This is a genomic window from Erwinia rhapontici, assembly GCF_020683125.1.
In the GTDB taxonomy this organism is placed as follows: domain Bacteria; phylum Pseudomonadota; class Gammaproteobacteria; order Enterobacterales; family Enterobacteriaceae; genus Erwinia; species Erwinia rhapontici.
Window position 1 is genome coordinate 3,338,546 of record NZ_CP085627.1, and the last position, 16,245, is coordinate 3,354,790.

Consider the following 16,245-nt stretch of genomic DNA (forward strand, 5'->3'; position numbering starts at 1 on the left):
GGATCTGTTGCAAGTTTTACTGTGAATCGCGTAGCAGATTTTTGACGCTCCGCACATTTCATCAATCATTTTCAGAAAAACGCACCTCAAAAGAGTGGAAAGCTGAAGGCATGCTGACGAGCATTCTCACCGCTGAATTGTGCAAAAAGTGCCTAAAATGAAAACGCTTTCGCCCCCGATTGAAAAAGGTTTCCCGACTTTCATATTAGGGCGTAAAATCTCGCCGTTTTTCCTCACCAGGCTTATCGAACCCATGTCATTACCTGCTGCGCCCGCCCGTACCTTGCCTGACAGCAAATCCCTTGCATTTCTGATCGTGGCATTTATTTCCGGGCTGGCCGGTGCGCTGCAAACGCCAACCCTCAGCCTGTTCCTGAGCACTGAAGTTCATGTTCGCCCCTTTATGGTTGGCCTGTTCTTCACGCTCAGCGCCGTGATTGGCATTGTCGTCAGCCAGCTTCTGGCGCGCTATTCAGACCGCAAAGGCGATCGTAAAACACTGATCCTCTATTGCTGTTTGCTGGGCGCAATGGCGTCGCTGCTGTTTGCCTGGAACCGCAACTACTTTATTTTACTGTTCGTAGGCGTTTTGCTTTCCAGTTTCGGCACCAGCGCCACCTCGCAGATGTTTGCGCTGGCGCGTGAGCATTCAGATAAAACCGGGCGTGAAAACGTGATGTTCAGTTCGGTCATGCGTGCGCAGATCTCTCTGGCCTGGATGGTGGGTCCGCCGCTGGCCTTTGCTCTGGCGCTGGGCTACGGCTTTCGCACCATGTATCTGACAGCCGCCGTGGCCTTTGTACTTTGCGCGGTGATTGTGCGCTATCTGCTGCCCTCAATGCGCAAAACCACCCTGGTGATGCGTCAGCCCATTCAGGCTCCGCGCCGTCATCGCCGTGCCACGCTGATGTTGTTTATTGCCTGCACGCTGATGTGGTCGAGCAATGGTCTGTATCTCATTACCATGCCGTTATATGTGGTGAATGAGCTGCATCTGCCGGAAAAACTGGCCGGGCTGATGATGGGTCTGGCTGCCGGGCTGGAGATCCCGGTGATGCTGCTGGCGGGGTATTATGCCAAACGCTGCGGTAAGCGCCGCCTGATGCGTGGCGCCGCGTTTTCAGGATTGCTGTTTTACAGCGGCACGCTGATGTTTGATGGCGAAGTATCGATGCTGCTGTTGCAGGGGCTGAATGCGATGTTTATTGGGGTGGTGGCAGCAATCGGGATGATTTACTTCCAGGACATGATGCCAGGCCAGGCCGGTGCAGCGACAACGCTGTTCACCAATTCAACCCGTATGGGCTGGATTGTTGGCGGCTCGCTGGCTGGGATGGTGGCTGAGGTCTGGAGTTTCCACGCGGTGTTCTGGTTTGCCGTGATCATGATGGCCGCCTCACTGCTTTGCCTGCTGCGCGTGCCAGAACCTCAGTCAGGGGAAACCAGCACAGAACAGCCCGCAGGCTGATTCAGGGGGCGGTCTGTGCTTCCAGGTCCAGCAAATACACCATCGATTGCTCGCGGCTTGTGCCACACATCTCAAACTGCGGCTGCAATCCTGAGCACACTTTAGGCCGCAGTGGCGAACCAAAGATTTTGCAGCGCATCTGAGCATCGAGCTGAATACAGGGTGTATTCGCCGGTTTTCCGTGCGGATGGCCTGGGATAGGCGATGAAATTGACGGTGCTGTACAGCAGGCACCACAGGCGGCGCGACACTCCATCACTGACCTCCAATACGAAAGCGCGACAATAGCAGGTCGCCCTCGCGAATACTATTCTTGTCCTGTAACCGGTTCGGTCCGATCGAACCCCCTGTCCGGCCCGTGCGTATTCCTTCAGGCGCATATTTTTCTCCGGGCCATCTTGCCTGGCGACGCGGGCGCGAGTAACGTGTCGCGATAAATTTCCCCCTCATCTTTCATACGAGACCTGTTTTATGCCAAGAGCCAATGAAATCAAAAAAGGCATGGCCGTCAGCTTTAACGGCAAACTGCTGTTAGTTAAAGATATTGACGTACAAAGCCCGAGCGCACGCGGCGCGTCCACGCTGTACAAAATGCGTTTCACGGATATCCGCACCGGGATGAAAGTGGAAGAACGTTTCAAAGGTGACGACATCATCGACACCATTTCACTCAGCCGTCGCCAGGTGACCTTCTCGTACATTGATGGCGATGAATACGTCTTTATGGATGATGAGGATTACACGCCGTACAACTTCAAGCAGGAGCAGATCGAAGATGAACTGCTGTTCCTGCCGGAAGGCGGTATTCCGGGTATTCAGGTACTGACGATGGACGGTATGATTTTGGCGCTGGAGCTGCCTCAGACGGTAGATATGGAAATTGTCGAAACCACCCCGGGAATTAAAGGTGCTTCCGCCAGCGCCCGCACAAAACCCGCAAAAATGGCCACAGGTCTGGTCGTTCAGGTGCCGGAGTACCTCAGCAATGGTGATAAGATTCGCATTCATATCCCTGAGCGTCGTTATATGAGCCGCGCGGACTAGTCAACGTGAAAAATGGCGCGGTCAGGTGACGGCGCCATTTATAATATGTTATAACATAACAATATCACCGATAATCAACCAAGAGAATGCCCGTCTTGTGTTGTTGGTCGAGCCAGCGAATCTGGCTGGTGCCGAGATTGTAGGGTAAAGACTGTGGGGCCGTGCTTTTCAACGACATATGACTGAATCTTGCCTGGCCATTACGCTCGCATGAGACTTGCACCTGTTTTTGCTGAATCTTATGGGTGCATTCAGACTCCACAATCCTCCCGCTGAACTGGATGACTCCCGAACTGCCTGGTAACTGAGGCTGGTCTGCCACTACATTGCTCGTCCATGAGGCGAAAAACATAACGACGGCTGTCGTTGCAATAATGTTCATATCAACCTCAATGTTCATCTTCTTCTCGATGACTTTAGCCAATTACATACATTGATGTGATGAAAACAAATACGGGCCAAGAACGATAAATATCATTAAAGTTTTCCTGAGGAGCGAATATGACCCGAGTCAATCTGATTACCGGCTTTCTTGGCAGCGGAAAAACCACCACTCTGCGCCATTTACTGGCCAGTAAACCCGAAGGTGAGCAGTGGGCCGTTCTGGTGAATGAGTTTGGTGAAATTGGCATCGACGGTGCCCTGCTGGCAGAAACGGGGGCGGTACTGAAAGAGATCCCCGGTGGCTGCATGTGTTGTGTCAACGGGCTGCCCATGCAGGTAGGGCTAAATATGCTGCTGAAGCAGGCTAAGCCTGACCGCCTGTTGATTGAACCTACCGGGCTTGGTCATCCAAAGCAGATCCTTGATATGCTGTCAGCCACCGTTTATCAGCCCTGGATCGACCTGCGCGCCACCCTGTGTCTGCTCGACCCACGTCAGCTTGCCGATAAACGCGTGGTAGAAAATGAAAACTTCCGCGACCAGCTTGCCGCCGCAGATATTATTATCGCCAACAAGCAAGATCGCTGGGAAGAGGCCGACCGGGAAAGGCTTGATCAGTGGCAGCAGCTCACAGCAACGCCTCGTCAGCTGGTTGCCACCTCTCACGGCCAGATCGATGCTGCACTACTCGATCAACCGCGCGCCAACCTGCAAGCGCTGCCAACACCCTCGCACCATCATCATCATCGCCCGTCGCAGTCCGGGCTGGCCGCGCTGAAGCTGGACGACAACGCGCGCTGGCGGCGGGCAGTGAATCAGGGACAGGGTTACTTTGCGGCGGGTTGGATTTTCGACAGTGAAACTGTATTTGATACCATCGGCCTGCTTGAATGGGCCAGACTGGCACCGGTTTCGCGTGTTAAGGGTGTATTACGCATTCCGGAAGGGTTAGTGAGTATTAATCGTCAGGGTGCGGACTTTCATATTGAAACCCGTCAGACGACACCGCCTGATAGCCGTATCGAGTTAATTCATGAGGAAATAGCAGAATGGAATCTTTTGCAAAATGCTTTGTTGAATCTTCGTTTATAGTTGTAGATATATTATACGCCGCGACTTTTCTATAAAAAGCCCCTATACGGATATGACTATTAAACGTTTTTTACTGATTTTGCTGCTGAACGTTCTCGGCCTGGCGCTGTTTTTCTCATGGTATATTCCGGCCAACCATGGCCTGTGGTTTACCCTCGATAAAACCATTTTTTACGGGTTCAATCAGCGACTGGCGACCAATCCGATCCTGTTATGGCTGGTGGCTATTACCAACTTCCGCGCCTTTGACGGTGTGTCACTGCTGGCGATGGGCGGGTTGTACCTGCATTTCTGGCGTCGTGAAACACCTGAAGGGCGCCGCCGCATGTTTGCCATCGGCATCACCATGTTAATCACGGCAGTGGGCCTTAACCAACTCGGACATCAAATTCCGGTTTCGCATCCCAGCCCAACGAAATTCTTCCCGGACGTTAATCACGTGACCAAACTCACCGGGATCCCGACAAAAGATTCCTCCGCAGACAGTTTCCCCGGTGACCACGGCATGATGCTGATGATTTTTGCCTGCTTTATGCTGCGCTATTTCACCCGCCGCGCATTTGGCCTGGCCGTGATTATTGTGCTGATTTTTGCCCTGCCGCGCGTGATGATTGGCGCACACTGGTTTACCGATATTGCCGTGGGTTCCCTGTCAATCGTACTGGTTGGTATGAGTTGGTGGTTGCTGACACCGGCGAGTGATTATCTGGTGAACTGGCTGTATCGCAATTTGCCGGGCAAATATAAAACCGCACAATAATCCCAGCCGCATGGATGTAAAGACTCTTTTTTACGTCCACTATATTGCCGTTCAGGCAAATAATCTGCAGGCGAAAAAGGGGCTATAAGACGTATTTATTATGCCCCGGATAACAGCCGAAACCGCTACATCTCAAGCTTGTCCATCCAGATTGTTCTGATTTTGACTTGACCCGTAGTTGTTAGCAGCAAAATTGCGCTTAAGCACATTCAGTTAAGCTGCTAATTGGCGATAATGTGACCAATTCGTTACGTAATGGTTTTACATCGTAAAATCCTCTAAAAAAGTGCTTAAAAGCCCTCGCTATGGGGCTTGTTATCGGGTAATCTCGTTTTCGATTAGGCTAAATGGCTAAAGTATTTCGGTAAGTTACATTTTAATTTGTGCTCAATGACACATTTTAAGGTTTTCCGATTTGTCTTAACCTCCTGTACTAATTAATCTCGTTTCGTTTCGCAATTTTGCTAACGACTTAGTCGTTAAGGACTTCAAGGGATCACAAACATAATGGTCAAGTCTCAACCTATTCTGAGATATATCTTGCGGGCGCTCCCCGCCGTTGCATTAGCAACACTGTTGTCAGCATGTAGTTCGAACAGCGGACACAACGTACAAACTGATACTCATGCAGTTAAAGATCAAAACGGTTTTTTACTGCAAGCGTCTCAGGATGAATTCGAACAGATGGTCCAGAATGTGGATATCAAATCCCGCCTGATGGACCAGTATGCGGACTGGAAAGGTGTACGTTATCGTCTTGGCGGCACCAGCAAACGTGGCATTGATTGCTCTGCGTTTGTCCAGACCACATTCCGTGAACAGTTTGGCCTGGATTTACCACGCTCAACGTATGAGCAGGAAGATTCCGGAAAAAGTATTCAGCGCGCAAAACTGCGTGCAGGTGATCTAGTGCTGTTCCGTGCAGGCTCCACGGGTCGTCATGTCGGTATTTATATCGGTAATGACAACTTTGTTCATGCCTCCACCAGCAGCGGTGTGATGATTTCGAACCTGAATGATTCTTACTGGAAAAACCGTTACCGCGATGCCCGCAGGGTATTGAGCCGAACGCAAAGCTGATTTCACTCCCTTGAAATCTGCGAACACGAGATATGAAAACGCTGCCATGGCAGCGTTTTTTTTTGCCTTTTATACCGTCCTTCCTGCTCGTCATTTCGCGGAGTGAACCCTGTTTTTGGCCGCAAAAAGGATTACGTCGTCCTGGAACAATTTTTCAGTTGTTTTACCTGGCAGGCCGCCCGAAAAGGAATTGATTACCATCAATAAGATAGAGACAGAATTTCCCCTCCGTTATATCCTCACTGGCTGACACCAGAAGCAGTTCGCGACCAATAATAATAAAATCGGCGAAAACGGGAGAGATCACCGAATGCCACTATCTACCACCGTCAGGCGGCAGGTGACTCAGCCGCGCAAGATAGTTTGTCTCAGTGCGTCCATAGGTTTTTTCTTTTTTCTACTGTTTCTTATCATTATGCTGACCGTCACCTGGAGCCGGCGATCCGCAGCGCACGATCGCCTCGCGAGCTATACGCAACGTTACGTTGTTAACGCCTTCGACGAGTTGCAGACCACACTCCAACCACTTCAGGTTGCCACCAACGCGACCTGTGAAACCATACGCAACGATCTTACGCAACGCTCAGCCTTTGCAGCCAATGTTCGCGCTATTCTCCTGGTCAAAGATCACAGTGCCTTTTGCTCATCCGCTACCGGTCCGATGCAAATGGATATCCGCGAAATCTCCCCCTATACCGATGTCAGAAACCCCACCGACATTCGGCTGATCTCCGGTACGCCGATGATGCCCCATACACCCGCCATCGTGCTGTGGCTAAAAAACCCTGCCCTGCCCAACAGCGGTGTTTTCACTACCCTCAATATTAATCTCACCCCTTATTTACTGCTGGCCTCACGCGAGCAACAGATTAGCGGTATGGCAATCGTCGCCGGAGACAGTGCGATGACCACCTGGGATGAACAACGCGTGGTGAAACGCAGCGCGCTGCCAAAGGTGCCACTGCGCAGTATTGCCATTCCAGGTTATCCCCTCACGCTCTATCTTTACGGCGAAGCGCTGCCACGCCGCGATATCCATATTATCCTGCTGGCAGGGCTCTTAATGGGCGTACTGATTACCTGCGGCTGTTTCCTGATGCTTACGCTGCGCCTGCGCTCGGGTAAAGAAATCATGCTTGGCATTAAGCGCGGAGAGTTTCATGTTGAATACCAACCCGTCATCGAAACCCACAGCGGAAAATGCTACGGACTGGAAGCGTTGCTGCGCTGGACGCATCCGACCGATGGCCGTATCCCGCCAGATTCGTTTATCAGTTATGCCGAAGGACAGAATCTGATTGTGCCGCTGACCCGCCATCTTTTTACGCTGGTGGCACAGGACGCGCATCGCCTCTGTAAAGTAGTGCCCGTCGGCACTCAAATGGGGGTTAATCTGTCGCCCAATCACCTTGTTCACCCGAGCTTTCGCCAGGATGTGCGGGACTGGCTGGCCATGATGCCTGCGGGCCATTTTGAGTACGTGTTTGAAATCACCGAACGGGCGATGGTCAGCGAACAGGGGACTGAGGAAATATTCGACTGGATCCGCCAGCAGAACATCAGAATAGCCATTGATGATTTCGGCACCGGTCACAGCGCATTAATCTATCTGGAAAAATTCCAGTTTGATTATCTGAAGATCGACCGGGGGTTTGTACAAAGCATCGGTATGGAGACGGTCAATTCTCCCGTACTGGACGCGGTGCTGACGCTGGCGAACAAACTCAACCTTAATACGGTGGCCGAAGGTGTCGAAACGGGCGAACAGGCATTGTGGCTGATCAACCGCGGCGTAACCTATTTGCAGGGCTATCTGTTCAGTCGCCCACGTACCGTGCCACAGCTTATTGAGTACTACCTTGAGCAACAAACGCCTGTTCCCAGTACAATTTTAAAGGAATAACGGGCTGTTAAATCAGATAAAAACCTTTACTATCATTGTCTCATCGTGGTTTGACTGCCACGGCTTGCAAATATAACCGATTTGTCGCTGGTGGGAGCCTGTTGAAACCATGATTGTGCGTATTGTTGCCCTTGCATTACTTAGCCTGTCTGCGGCCAGCGTGCAGGCAGAAAAAATTAATGAGAGCTACAGTTTCGCTCAACTGGGCACGGCGAAGTACGCTGCCGGGTTCACACACTTCGATTATGCTAACCCGGCCGCACCGAAGGGCGGCAGCGCAACACTTTCTTCTATTGGTACCTTTGATAATTTCAACCGCTTCGCCCTGCGTGGCAGCCCCGGGGTGGGTACGGACACGTTGTATGACCGCTTATTTACCTCATCTGATGACGAAGTCGGCAGCCTGTATCCATTGATTGCGGAATTTGCCCGTTATCCGGATGATTATCGTTGGGTAGAAGTGACCCTCAATCCACGGGCGCGTTTTCAGGATGGTTCACCGATTACCGCTGCGGATGTGGCCTTTACCTTCAATATGTTTATGACGCAGGGCGTGCCGCAGTATCGGGTGTTTTACAAAGGGGTGACAGTGAAAGCGCTTTCACGCCTCACCGTACGCTTCGATCTGCCGAAGGGAGACCGCGATAAGATGATGTCGCTGATCTCTTCTCCCGTGTTTCCGGAAAAATTCTGGAAAAATCTCAATCTCGGGGAACCCCTGCCCTCCCCTCCTCTTTCCAGCGGACCTTATCGTATTTCTGCGTATAAAGTGGGCCAGTCGATAACCTATTCGCGGGTGAAAGACTACTGGGCGGCAGATTTACCGGTGAATAAAGGCCGCTATAATTTCGATACGATCCGCTACGACTATTATCTTGACGACAACGTCGCCTTTGAGGCCTTTAAAGCCGGCGCATTTGATTTTCGTACCGAAGGGTCGGCCAAGAAATGGGCTACGCAGTACAGTGGTTCGAATTTCGAACGCGGATATATCATTAAAGAACAGGTGCCGAATACCGTTGCCACAAACACCCAGTGGCTGGCATTTAATACCCAGAAGCCCCAGTTTGCCGACCGTAAGGTACGCGAAGCCATGTCGCTGCTGTTTGATTTTGAATGGATGAACAAGGCCCTGTTTTATAATGCTTACAAACGTGTCGACAGCTATTTTCAGAATACCGAGTATGCCGCGCGCCACTTTCCTGATGCCAAAGAGCGTGAGATCCTTGGCCCCTTTAAGGGCCAGTATCCACAGGAGGTGATCGATAAGATCTATCAACCTGCGAAATCTGACGGCACGGGTTACGACCGGGAAAAACTGTTGCAGGCGCTGGCGCTACTGAACCAGGCAGGCTGGGAGCTGAAAAACCAGCGGCTGGTCAACAGTAAGACCGGCAAACCCTTTACGTTTGAGCTGCTGCTGCGCAGCGGCGGCAACGACCAATGGGTTCTCCCCTTCCAGCACAACCTGGCGCGGGTCGGCATTACCATGACGGTGCGTCAGGTTGACAGTTCGCAATATCTGGCACGCCTGCGGAAACGTGACTTTGATATGCTGCCGACCGTTTATTCGGCCTTTCCTACGCCCGATACTGGCCTGCAGTTTTACTGGGCCACGTCCTATATGGACTCCAGTTACAATACGCCTGGCGTGAGCAGTCCGCTGCTTGACGACCTGATCACCCGCATTAATCAGAATCAGGGCAATGCCGAGGCACTGTTGCCGCTGGGCCGCGTCCTGGATCGCGTGCTGCTGTGGAACTATTACATGATCCCGATGTGGTATACCGCCAATGACCGTTACGCATACTGGAACAAGTTTTCGATGCCAGCCACGCGCCCAACCTATGCGCAGGGTTTTGATAACTGGTGGTACGATGTCAACAAAGCCGCACAGTTGCCGGCGCAACGTCGCTAAGGAGTCTGACTGTGGGTGCTTATTTACTTCGTCGTTTATTGCTGATTATCCCAACGCTCTGGGCGATCATCACTATCAACTTTTTCATTGTGCAGATCGCACCGGGCGGCCCGGTAGATCAGGCGATTGCTAATATTGAGTTTGGTCAGACGACCGGCCTCCCCGGCGCCGGGGCGGAAGGTTCGGCTCACGGGCGTAGCTCGCTTAACGCCGCGCCGGGCGACGGTCAGTACCGGGGTTCACGCGGCCTGGACCCGGAAGTGATTGCCGAGATTACCAAACGTTACGGCTTCGACAAACCGTTGCATGAGCGCTACTTCACCATGTTGTGGAACTACGTGCGCTTTGACTTTGGCGACAGCCTGTTTCGTAGCAGCTCAGTAATCCAGCTGATCAAAGAGAGCCTGCCAGTGTCGGTGACGCTCGGGCTCTGGAGCACGTTGATTATTTATCTGGTCTCGATACCGCTGGGCATAAAAAAGGCGGTGCGCAACGGGAGTGCCTTTGATATCTGGAGCAGCACGCTGATCATCGTGGGTTACGCCATTCCGTCTTTCCTGTTCGGTATCATGCTGATTGTGCTGTTTGCCGGGGGCAGTTATCTCGACTGGTTCCCACTACGCGGGCTGGTTTCCCCGCAGTTTGATTCCCTGCCGTGGTATGGCAAAGTCACCGATTATCTCTGGCATATCTGCCTGCCGGTACTGGCAACGGTGATTGGCGGTTTTGCTACGCTCACCATGCTGACCAAAAACTCATTTATGGATGAGATCCGCAAGCAGTATGTTGTTACCGCCCGCGCTAAAGGGCTGGATGAGAAAAAAATTCTTTATCGCCACGTGTTCCGTAACGCCATGCTGTTGGTGATTGCCGGGTTCCCCGCCACCTTCATCAGTATGTTTTTCACCGGTTCACTGTTAATCGAAGTGATGTTCTCACTCAACGGGCTGGGATTACTGGGCTACGATGCCACGATCCAGCGCGATTATCCGGTGATGTTCGGCACGCTGTATATTTTCACCCTGATTGGCCTGCTACTGAATATCCTGAGCGATATCACCTATACGCTGGTCGACCCGCGCATTGATTTTGAGGGCCGCTAATGAGCCGTTTAAACCCGATTAATCAGGCGCGCTGGGCGCGATTCCGCCATAACCGCCGGGGTTACTGGTCGCTGTGGATCTTTGCCGTGCTGTTTATTCTGTGTCTTGGTGCAGAGCTGTTAGCCAATGATAAACCGCTGGTGGTGCATTATCAGGATCGCACTTACTTCCCGCTGCTGGTCAACTATCAGGAGAGTGATTTTGGTGGCCCGCTGGCGACCCCGGCCGACTACCAGGATCCGTGGCTGAAATCGCGTCTGGATCAGAATGGTTGGGCCATCTGGGCACCGATCCGCTTTGGTGATGATACGATTAACTTTGCCAGTACCGTGCCCTTCCCTTCGCCTCCCTCCACGCAGAACTGGCTCGGGACCGATGCTAACGGTGGCGATGTGCTGGCGCGCATTCTTTACGGCACACGTATCTCCCTGCTGTTTGGTCTGATGCTGACGATTGCCTCCAGCGTGATGGGTATTTTCGCCGGAGCGGTGCAAGGTTATTTTGGCGGGCGCGTCGATCTCTGGGGGCAGCGTTTTATTGAAGTCTGGTCCGGTATGCCAACGCTGTTTCTGATTATCCTGCTCTCCAGCGTGATTCAGCCCGGCTTCTGGTGGCTGCTGGGGATCACCGTGCTGTTTGGCTGGATGGGACTGGTCGGCGTGGTGCGTGCAGAGTTCCTGCGTACCCGTAACTTTGACTACATCCGTGCCGCGCAGGCAATGGGTGTGAGCGACTGGCGCATTATGTCTCGCCATATGCTGCCAAATGCGATGGTTGCCACACTGACCTATCTGCCTTTTATTCTCTGCGGATCAATCACCACGCTGACCTCGCTGGACTTTCTCGGCTTTGGTCTGCCGCTCGGCTCACCTTCGCTGGGCGAACTGCTGTTACAGGGTAAAAATAACCTGCAAGCCCCATGGCTCGGCCTGACCGCCTTCTTCTCACTGGCGATCCTGCTGTCGCTGTTAATCTTTATTGGTGAAGCCGTACGCGACGCCTTTGACCCCAGCAAGGTGTATTGATATGGCGCTGCTCACGATTCAGGATCTCAGTATCGCGTTCCGTCAGGGTGGCGTAGAACGTCGTGTTGTGGATGGGCTGTCACTATCCGTGGATGCCGGTGAAACGCTGGCACTGGTGGGTGAGTCGGGTTCAGGGAAAAGTGTCACTGCCCTGTCGGTGATGCGTCTGCTGCCCACACCGCCGGTTGTCTATCCGCAGGGCGATATTCTCTTTGATGGAAAAAGCGTGCTACACGCTGAGGAAAGTACGCTAAGGGGCCTGCGAGGCAACCGCATCGCGATGATCTTCCAGGAACCGATGGTATCGCTGAACCCCCTGCACAACATCGAAAAACAGCTGTATGAGGTGCTGTCACTGCATCGTGGTATGCGTCGTGAAGCCGCACGCGCTGAGATGCTGACCTGCCTCGATCGGGTGGGCATCCGCCAGGCCGCCAGCCGTCTGAATGATTTCCCGCACCAGCTTTCCGGCGGTGAACGCCAGCGCGTGATGATTGCCATGGCGCTGCTGACGCAGCCTGAACTGCTGATCGCCGATGAGCCGACCACCGCACTGGATGTCACGGTGCAGGCACAGATCCTCACCCTGCTGAAAGAGCTCAAGCAGGAGCTGAATATGGGCCTGCTGTTTATCACCCACAACCTGAATATTGTGCGACAGCTGGCGGATAGTGTGACCGTGATGCGTAACGGTCAGGGCGTGGAACATAACAGCACCCATCAGCTTTTCAGCGCCCCTCAGCACGCTTACACACAGCAGTTACTGAACGCGGAACCCGAAGGCCAGCCGGATCCGGCTGACGAGCAGGCCGAGCCGTTGCTGCGCGTGGAAAATCTGGCCGTCGCGTTCCCGATCAAACAAGGTTTGATGAGGCGCACCGTGGGTTATCATCATGCGCTGAAGTCACTGAGTTTCACGCTGCGGCCAGGAGAGAGCCTGGGCCTGGTGGGAGAATCCGGCTCCGGTAAAAGCACCACCGGGCTGGCGTTGCTGCGTCTGCTGCATTCGCAGGGGGAAATCTGGTTTAAGAACCAGCCTCTGCACCTGTTGAACCGCAAAAAAATGCTGCCCGTCAGGCGCCAGATTCAGGTGGTGTTCCAGGATCCTAACTCCTCACTCAACCCGCGCCTGAACGTTTTGCAGATTATCGCCGAAGGTTTGCAGGTACATCATCCTGAACTGAGTCACGCTGAACGCGAAGCACGGGTCATCACCGCAATGCAGGAAGTGGGGCTGGACCCTGAGACGCGTCAGCGTTATCCCTCTGAGTTTTCCGGCGGGCAGCGCCAGCGCGTGGCTATCGCCAGGGCATTGATCTTACAACCGCAGCTGATCATCCTTGATGAACCGACCTCATCGCTTGATCGTTCGGTGCAAAAACAGATCCTGACATTGCTGAAAAAGCTTCAGCAACAGCACCGTCTGGCCTATATCTTTATCAGCCATGATTTACGCGTTGTGCGATCACTGTGTCATCAGGTAGTGGTACTGCGTCAGGGGGAAGTGGTTGAACAGGGTGAGTGTGAGCAGGTATTTAGCGCACCGCAGCAGAGCTATACACAACAGTTACTCACGCTGGCCTGACGCTGAATGGCGATCAGGCACTGCGGTCGCTAAGAAAAGGTTCGGCAATACCCACGCCGAAACTTTTCAGTCGGCAGGTTGCTGCGCATTCATCATCACGATGAACAAAGAGACAAGGTTCCCCTTCCCACTCGACCACCGAACATACCAACTGAATTTCCGCGAGCGCCGACTCAATCTTCTGCATGGTTTCCCATGCCGACTCGCCGCTATGGCTCAGCAGGCGCAACCCGATAAGATCGTCATCGCCGTTCAGACCGTTAAGGGTCTGTGCTTCAATGACCTGTCCGACCGGGCCGGCACACCAGTGATAGCGTTGCGGCAGTCGATGTACCACTGAATGTTGTAACGTATTCACCAGAGCTCCCCAGAGCGATTTTTAAACAATATTTTCACAAATAATTCACAAGGTAAATCATCAATTCTCGCTAACAGATTAACCTGTTAATTACTGGAACTATTTACCCTGTGTCAGAGCATCGGCTGACATGAAAAATCACGTATCCGGCCCCATTTTTGAGAGATGTCTCTCATTTATTCGTTATATTTACCGCGTTCGCCGGGTGATAACAACCGTTTTCGCTGCAATGTTGTTACTTTTTTATGGAAATTTTTTTACAAAAAAATCAACATCCTGAGCAGGGTTTTTAGGCCGGGAGGCGAGATTTGGGGAGCCAGTGGGGTGAGAGAGGGTTGTCATTACGCCGGGAGACATTTTTCGCACGGGCCGATCGCAACACATGATCGGCCCTACACGACTCATCAGCCCGCAGGGACAGATTTGCGCGGTCGCGAAGCGTAGATAAACAACAAGATGGACGTGGTGGCGCAGATAAAGATGGCGCTGACCATGGGCCACGCGCTGGTGAACGTAATCGTGGAGAGCAGTGCGCCTGCCAGCGCGCCCACGCCAAAGCGTAGCGTACCCGCCAGCGAGGAGGCGGTTCCTGCCATATGCGGAAATTCTTCCAGAATCACCGCCATCGCATTAGACGAGACCATTGCCACGCAGCCGATAAACATCGCCACGCCGAACACCAGTGGTATAAAACCAAGATTCAGCGCACTCACCACCACCAGCCAGACGCCCATCGAGAACTGGATTAACAGCCCAAAACGGAACATCACCAGCGGGCCAAAGCGGCGCACGCAACGGCTGTTTAGCAGCGTCATCAGGAACAGAAACACCACGTTCAGCGCAAAATAATAACCAAAATCCTGCGGCGAAATATGGTTCAGCTCGATATAGACAAACGGCCCGACGTTCAGAAATGAGAACAACCCGGCGAACGAGAATCCACTGGCCAGCATATAGCTGAACACCCGCTTGTGACGAAACAGAGAGAGGAAGTTACGCAACGTGGTACGCAGGCTGAACGGTTGCCGTTTGTCCTTCGGCAACGTCTCTTTGATTTGGGTCACCACCAGCAGCGTGGTGACCACCGCTGCCGCCGAGATGGTCCAGAAAATGGCATGCCAGCTCCAGATCAGCAGCATCCAGCCCCCAACAATCGGTGCCAGCAGGGGTGCAATGGTGGTGACCAGCATGACAAAGGACATCATGCGGGAAAACTCCTCTTTCGAGTAGCTGTCACGCATCAGTGCACTGATCACCACGCTGCCCGCCGCCGCCGACAGGCCGTGCAGAAAACGCAGTGTGATCAACTGATCGATAGTCTGCGCCAGAGCACAGGCGGCAGCCGCAATAGCAAAAATCAGCGTTCCTGCCGCAATCACCGGTTTGCGGCCAAAGCTGTCAGCCAGCGGCCCGTAGACCAGCTGACCCAGGGCAAAACCGAGAATATACGCGTTCAGCGTCATCTGTACGCTGCCCGCTGACACCGCGAATTCGCGGGCAATCTGCGGTAAGGCAGGAAGATACATATCGATCGACAGCGGCATAAGCATCGCCAGCAGCCCGAGGATCACCACCAGTCCCATGGAGGAATTCTTATCTTTTGCCACTCACCTGCCCCTCTGCTGGACAAAAATTCACTAACGCGTCAGTCCGACGCTGGCAATTTCTTCTGCGGTTAAAGGACGATACTCACCGGGTTCCATCTCTGTATCGAGCGCAATCGCACCAATACGTTCACGATGCAGCCCCACGACGTGGTTCCCCACCGCGGCAAACATACGTTTTACCTGGTGATAGCGCCCTTCGCTGATGGTCAGACGTACCTGATGCGGATCAATCACTTCCAGCGTAGCAGGTTTGGTCAGCGTCTTCTCATTGTGCAGCTGAACGCCGTCAGCAAACTGCTGTGCGGTATCGTCACTGAGCGGAGATTCCAGCGTCACCAGATAGGTTTTTTCACAGTGATGGCGCGGAGACGTGATGCGGTGGGACCACTGACCATCATCGGTCATCAGCACCAGACCGGTAGTATCAATATCCAGACGCCCGGCGGCATGCAGCTTCCAGGCGGAAGGTTCTTCAAGGAAGAACAGCACCGTCGGGTGATCGGGATCCTCAGTGGAACAGACATAACCGACCGGCTTATTCAGCATAAAGTAGCGCGGGCCATGCTGCTGTTGCAGCGGATTGCCATCATATTCAACCGCGCTGTCCGGGCTCAGTTTAAATGCACTATCGCGTACAACGTCACCGTCTACGGTCACTTTCTTTGCACGAATCTCACGCCCGGCGATGACACGGCTGACTTCCAGTTGCTGGGATATAAATTTATCAAGTCGCATTAACTCTGCACTGCCTGTAATTAGTTTGGAGTGGAAACTGACGATAATCGTCTTGTGATGTGGCGCAGAACGCTCATCCGGAATGGAACAGGGAGTATAGCGGCAGAAGGGGCTGAGGCACAGAGGGGATCGTATTCTTATGGCGCTTTCATGGCATAATGTCCCTTTATTGCTGCTTTACAG

Annotated in this window: 15 protein-coding genes; 10 read left to right on the top strand and 5 right to left on the bottom strand. The window is 53.0% G+C overall.

Going from position 1 to position 16,245, the window contains the following annotated elements:
• Positions 1 to 253: 253 nt before the first annotated feature.
• Complete coding sequence (locus LJN55_RS15570; protein WP_159336305.1) at positions 254 to 1,468, top strand: sugar efflux transporter; 1,215 nt, start codon at positions 254 to 256, stop codon at positions 1,466 to 1,468.
• A 1-nt stretch (position 1,469) separates the two neighbouring features.
• Here LJN55_RS15570 and LJN55_RS15575 read toward each other — a convergent pair whose 3' ends face one another.
• Positions 1,470 to 1,724: a YkgJ family cysteine cluster protein gene (locus tag LJN55_RS15575; protein WP_167863615.1), complete on the bottom strand. Its 255-nt coding sequence runs from the start codon at positions 1,722 to 1,724 to the stop codon at positions 1,470 to 1,472.
• Positions 1,725 to 1,939: 215 nt separating this feature from the next.
• Here LJN55_RS15575 and yeiP point away from each other — a divergent pair, with 215 nt between their 5' ends.
• Complete coding sequence (gene yeiP, locus LJN55_RS15580) at positions 1,940 to 2,512, top strand: elongation factor P-like protein YeiP (protein ID WP_133841462.1); 573 nt, start codon at positions 1,940 to 1,942, stop codon at positions 2,510 to 2,512.
• A gap of 64 nt (positions 2,513 to 2,576) precedes the next feature.
• Here the strand turns inward: yeiP and LJN55_RS15585 are convergent, their stop codons facing one another.
• Positions 2,577 to 2,936: a hypothetical protein gene (locus tag LJN55_RS15585; RefSeq protein ID WP_227534813.1), complete on the bottom strand. Its 360-nt coding sequence runs from the start codon at positions 2,934 to 2,936 to the stop codon at positions 2,577 to 2,579.
• 77 nt (positions 2,937 to 3,013) lie between these two features.
• On the opposite strand from LJN55_RS15585, the gene LJN55_RS15590 reads away from it, so the two are divergent.
• The 8 genes from LJN55_RS15590 to yejF all read left to right on the top strand — a co-directional run bounded on the left by LJN55_RS15590 (position 3,014) and on the right by yejF (position 13,362).
• On the top strand, positions 3,014 to 3,988 hold the full coding sequence (locus LJN55_RS15590) for a CobW family GTP-binding protein (protein WP_133841460.1): 975 nt from the start codon (positions 3,014 to 3,016) through the stop codon (positions 3,986 to 3,988).
• Positions 3,989 to 4,040: 52 nt separating this feature from the next.
• Positions 4,041 to 4,748 carry a phosphatase PAP2 family protein gene (locus LJN55_RS15595; protein WP_227534814.1) on the top strand — a complete coding sequence of 236 codons (708 nt, stop codon included), beginning with the start codon at positions 4,041 to 4,043 and terminating at the stop codon, positions 4,746 to 4,748.
• Between the two features lie 507 nt (positions 4,749 to 5,255).
• A complete protein-coding gene (mepS, locus tag LJN55_RS15600) occupies positions 5,256 to 5,828 on the top strand; it encodes a bifunctional murein DD-endopeptidase/murein LD-carboxypeptidase (protein ID WP_133841458.1) in 573 nt (190 codons plus the stop codon).
• A 310-nt stretch (positions 5,829 to 6,138) separates the two neighbouring features.
• Positions 6,139 to 7,731 (top strand): cyclic di-GMP phosphodiesterase, encoded by a 1,593-nt coding sequence (locus LJN55_RS15605; protein ID WP_227534815.1) that lies wholly within the window; start codon positions 6,139 to 6,141, stop codon positions 7,729 to 7,731.
• A 109-nt stretch (positions 7,732 to 7,840) separates the two neighbouring features.
• Positions 7,841 to 9,649: an extracellular solute-binding protein gene (locus LJN55_RS15610; protein ID WP_227534816.1), complete on the top strand. Its 1,809-nt coding sequence runs from the start codon at positions 7,841 to 7,843 to the stop codon at positions 9,647 to 9,649.
• A gap of 11 nt (positions 9,650 to 9,660) precedes the next feature.
• Positions 9,661 to 10,752: a microcin C ABC transporter permease YejB gene (locus LJN55_RS15615; protein WP_133841455.1), complete on the top strand. Its 1,092-nt coding sequence runs from the start codon at positions 9,661 to 9,663 to the stop codon at positions 10,750 to 10,752.
• Complete coding sequence (locus LJN55_RS15620; protein ID WP_133841454.1) at positions 10,752 to 11,777, top strand: microcin C ABC transporter permease; 1,026 nt, start codon at positions 10,752 to 10,754, stop codon at positions 11,775 to 11,777. Before LJN55_RS15615 ends, LJN55_RS15620 begins: the two co-directional genes overlap by 1 nt.
• Before the next feature lies 1 nt (position 11,778).
• Entirely contained in the window at positions 11,779 to 13,362 is a 1,584-nt protein-coding gene (yejF, locus tag LJN55_RS15625; RefSeq protein WP_167863612.1) for a microcin C ABC transporter ATP-binding protein YejF, read from the top strand.
• A gap of 13 nt (positions 13,363 to 13,375) precedes the next feature.
• On the opposite strand, the gene LJN55_RS15630 is transcribed toward yejF, so the two are convergent.
• The 3 genes from LJN55_RS15630 to rsuA all read right to left on the bottom strand — a co-directional run bounded on the left by LJN55_RS15630 (position 13,376) and on the right by rsuA (position 16,062).
• Entirely contained in the window at positions 13,376 to 13,720 is a 345-nt protein-coding gene (locus LJN55_RS15630) for a YejG family protein (protein ID WP_374760141.1), read from the bottom strand.
• A 404-nt stretch (positions 13,721 to 14,124) separates the two neighbouring features.
• Positions 14,125 to 15,327: a Bcr/CflA family multidrug efflux MFS transporter gene (locus LJN55_RS15635; RefSeq protein ID WP_133841451.1), complete on the bottom strand. Its 1,203-nt coding sequence runs from the start codon at positions 15,325 to 15,327 to the stop codon at positions 14,125 to 14,127.
• A 30-nt stretch (positions 15,328 to 15,357) separates the two neighbouring features.
• Positions 15,358 to 16,062 (bottom strand): 16S rRNA pseudouridine(516) synthase RsuA, encoded by a 705-nt coding sequence (rsuA, locus tag LJN55_RS15640; RefSeq protein WP_133841450.1) that lies wholly within the window; start codon positions 16,060 to 16,062, stop codon positions 15,358 to 15,360.
• Positions 16,063 to 16,245 lie beyond the last annotated feature (183 nt).

Coding starts and splice junctions, on each gene's coding strand:
- LJN55_RS15570 (WP_159336305.1), top strand. CDS start 254: ATGTCATTACCTGCTGCGCCCGCCCGTACCTTGCCTGACAGCAAATCC.
- LJN55_RS15605 (WP_227534815.1), top strand. CDS start 6,139: ATGCCACTATCTACCACCGTCAGGCGGCAGGTGACTCAGCCGCGCAAG.
- rsuA (WP_133841450.1), bottom strand. CDS start 16,062: ATGCGACTTGATAAATTTATATCCCAGCAACTGGAAGTCAGCCGTGTC.
- LJN55_RS15610 (WP_227534816.1), top strand. CDS start 7,841: ATGATTGTGCGTATTGTTGCCCTTGCATTACTTAGCCTGTCTGCGGCC.
- LJN55_RS15590 (WP_133841460.1), top strand. CDS start 3,014: ATGACCCGAGTCAATCTGATTACCGGCTTTCTTGGCAGCGGAAAAACC.
- LJN55_RS15620 (WP_133841454.1), top strand. CDS start 10,752: ATGAGCCGTTTAAACCCGATTAATCAGGCGCGCTGGGCGCGATTCCGC.
- LJN55_RS15595 (WP_227534814.1), top strand. CDS start 4,041: ATGACTATTAAACGTTTTTTACTGATTTTGCTGCTGAACGTTCTCGGC.
- yeiP (WP_133841462.1), top strand. CDS start 1,940: ATGCCAAGAGCCAATGAAATCAAAAAAGGCATGGCCGTCAGCTTTAAC.
- yejF (WP_167863612.1), top strand. CDS start 11,779: ATGGCGCTGCTCACGATTCAGGATCTCAGTATCGCGTTCCGTCAGGGT.
- LJN55_RS15575 (WP_167863615.1), bottom strand. CDS start 1,724: ATGGAGTGTCGCGCCGCCTGTGGTGCCTGCTGTACAGCACCGTCAATT.
- mepS (WP_133841458.1), top strand. CDS start 5,256: ATGGTCAAGTCTCAACCTATTCTGAGATATATCTTGCGGGCGCTCCCC.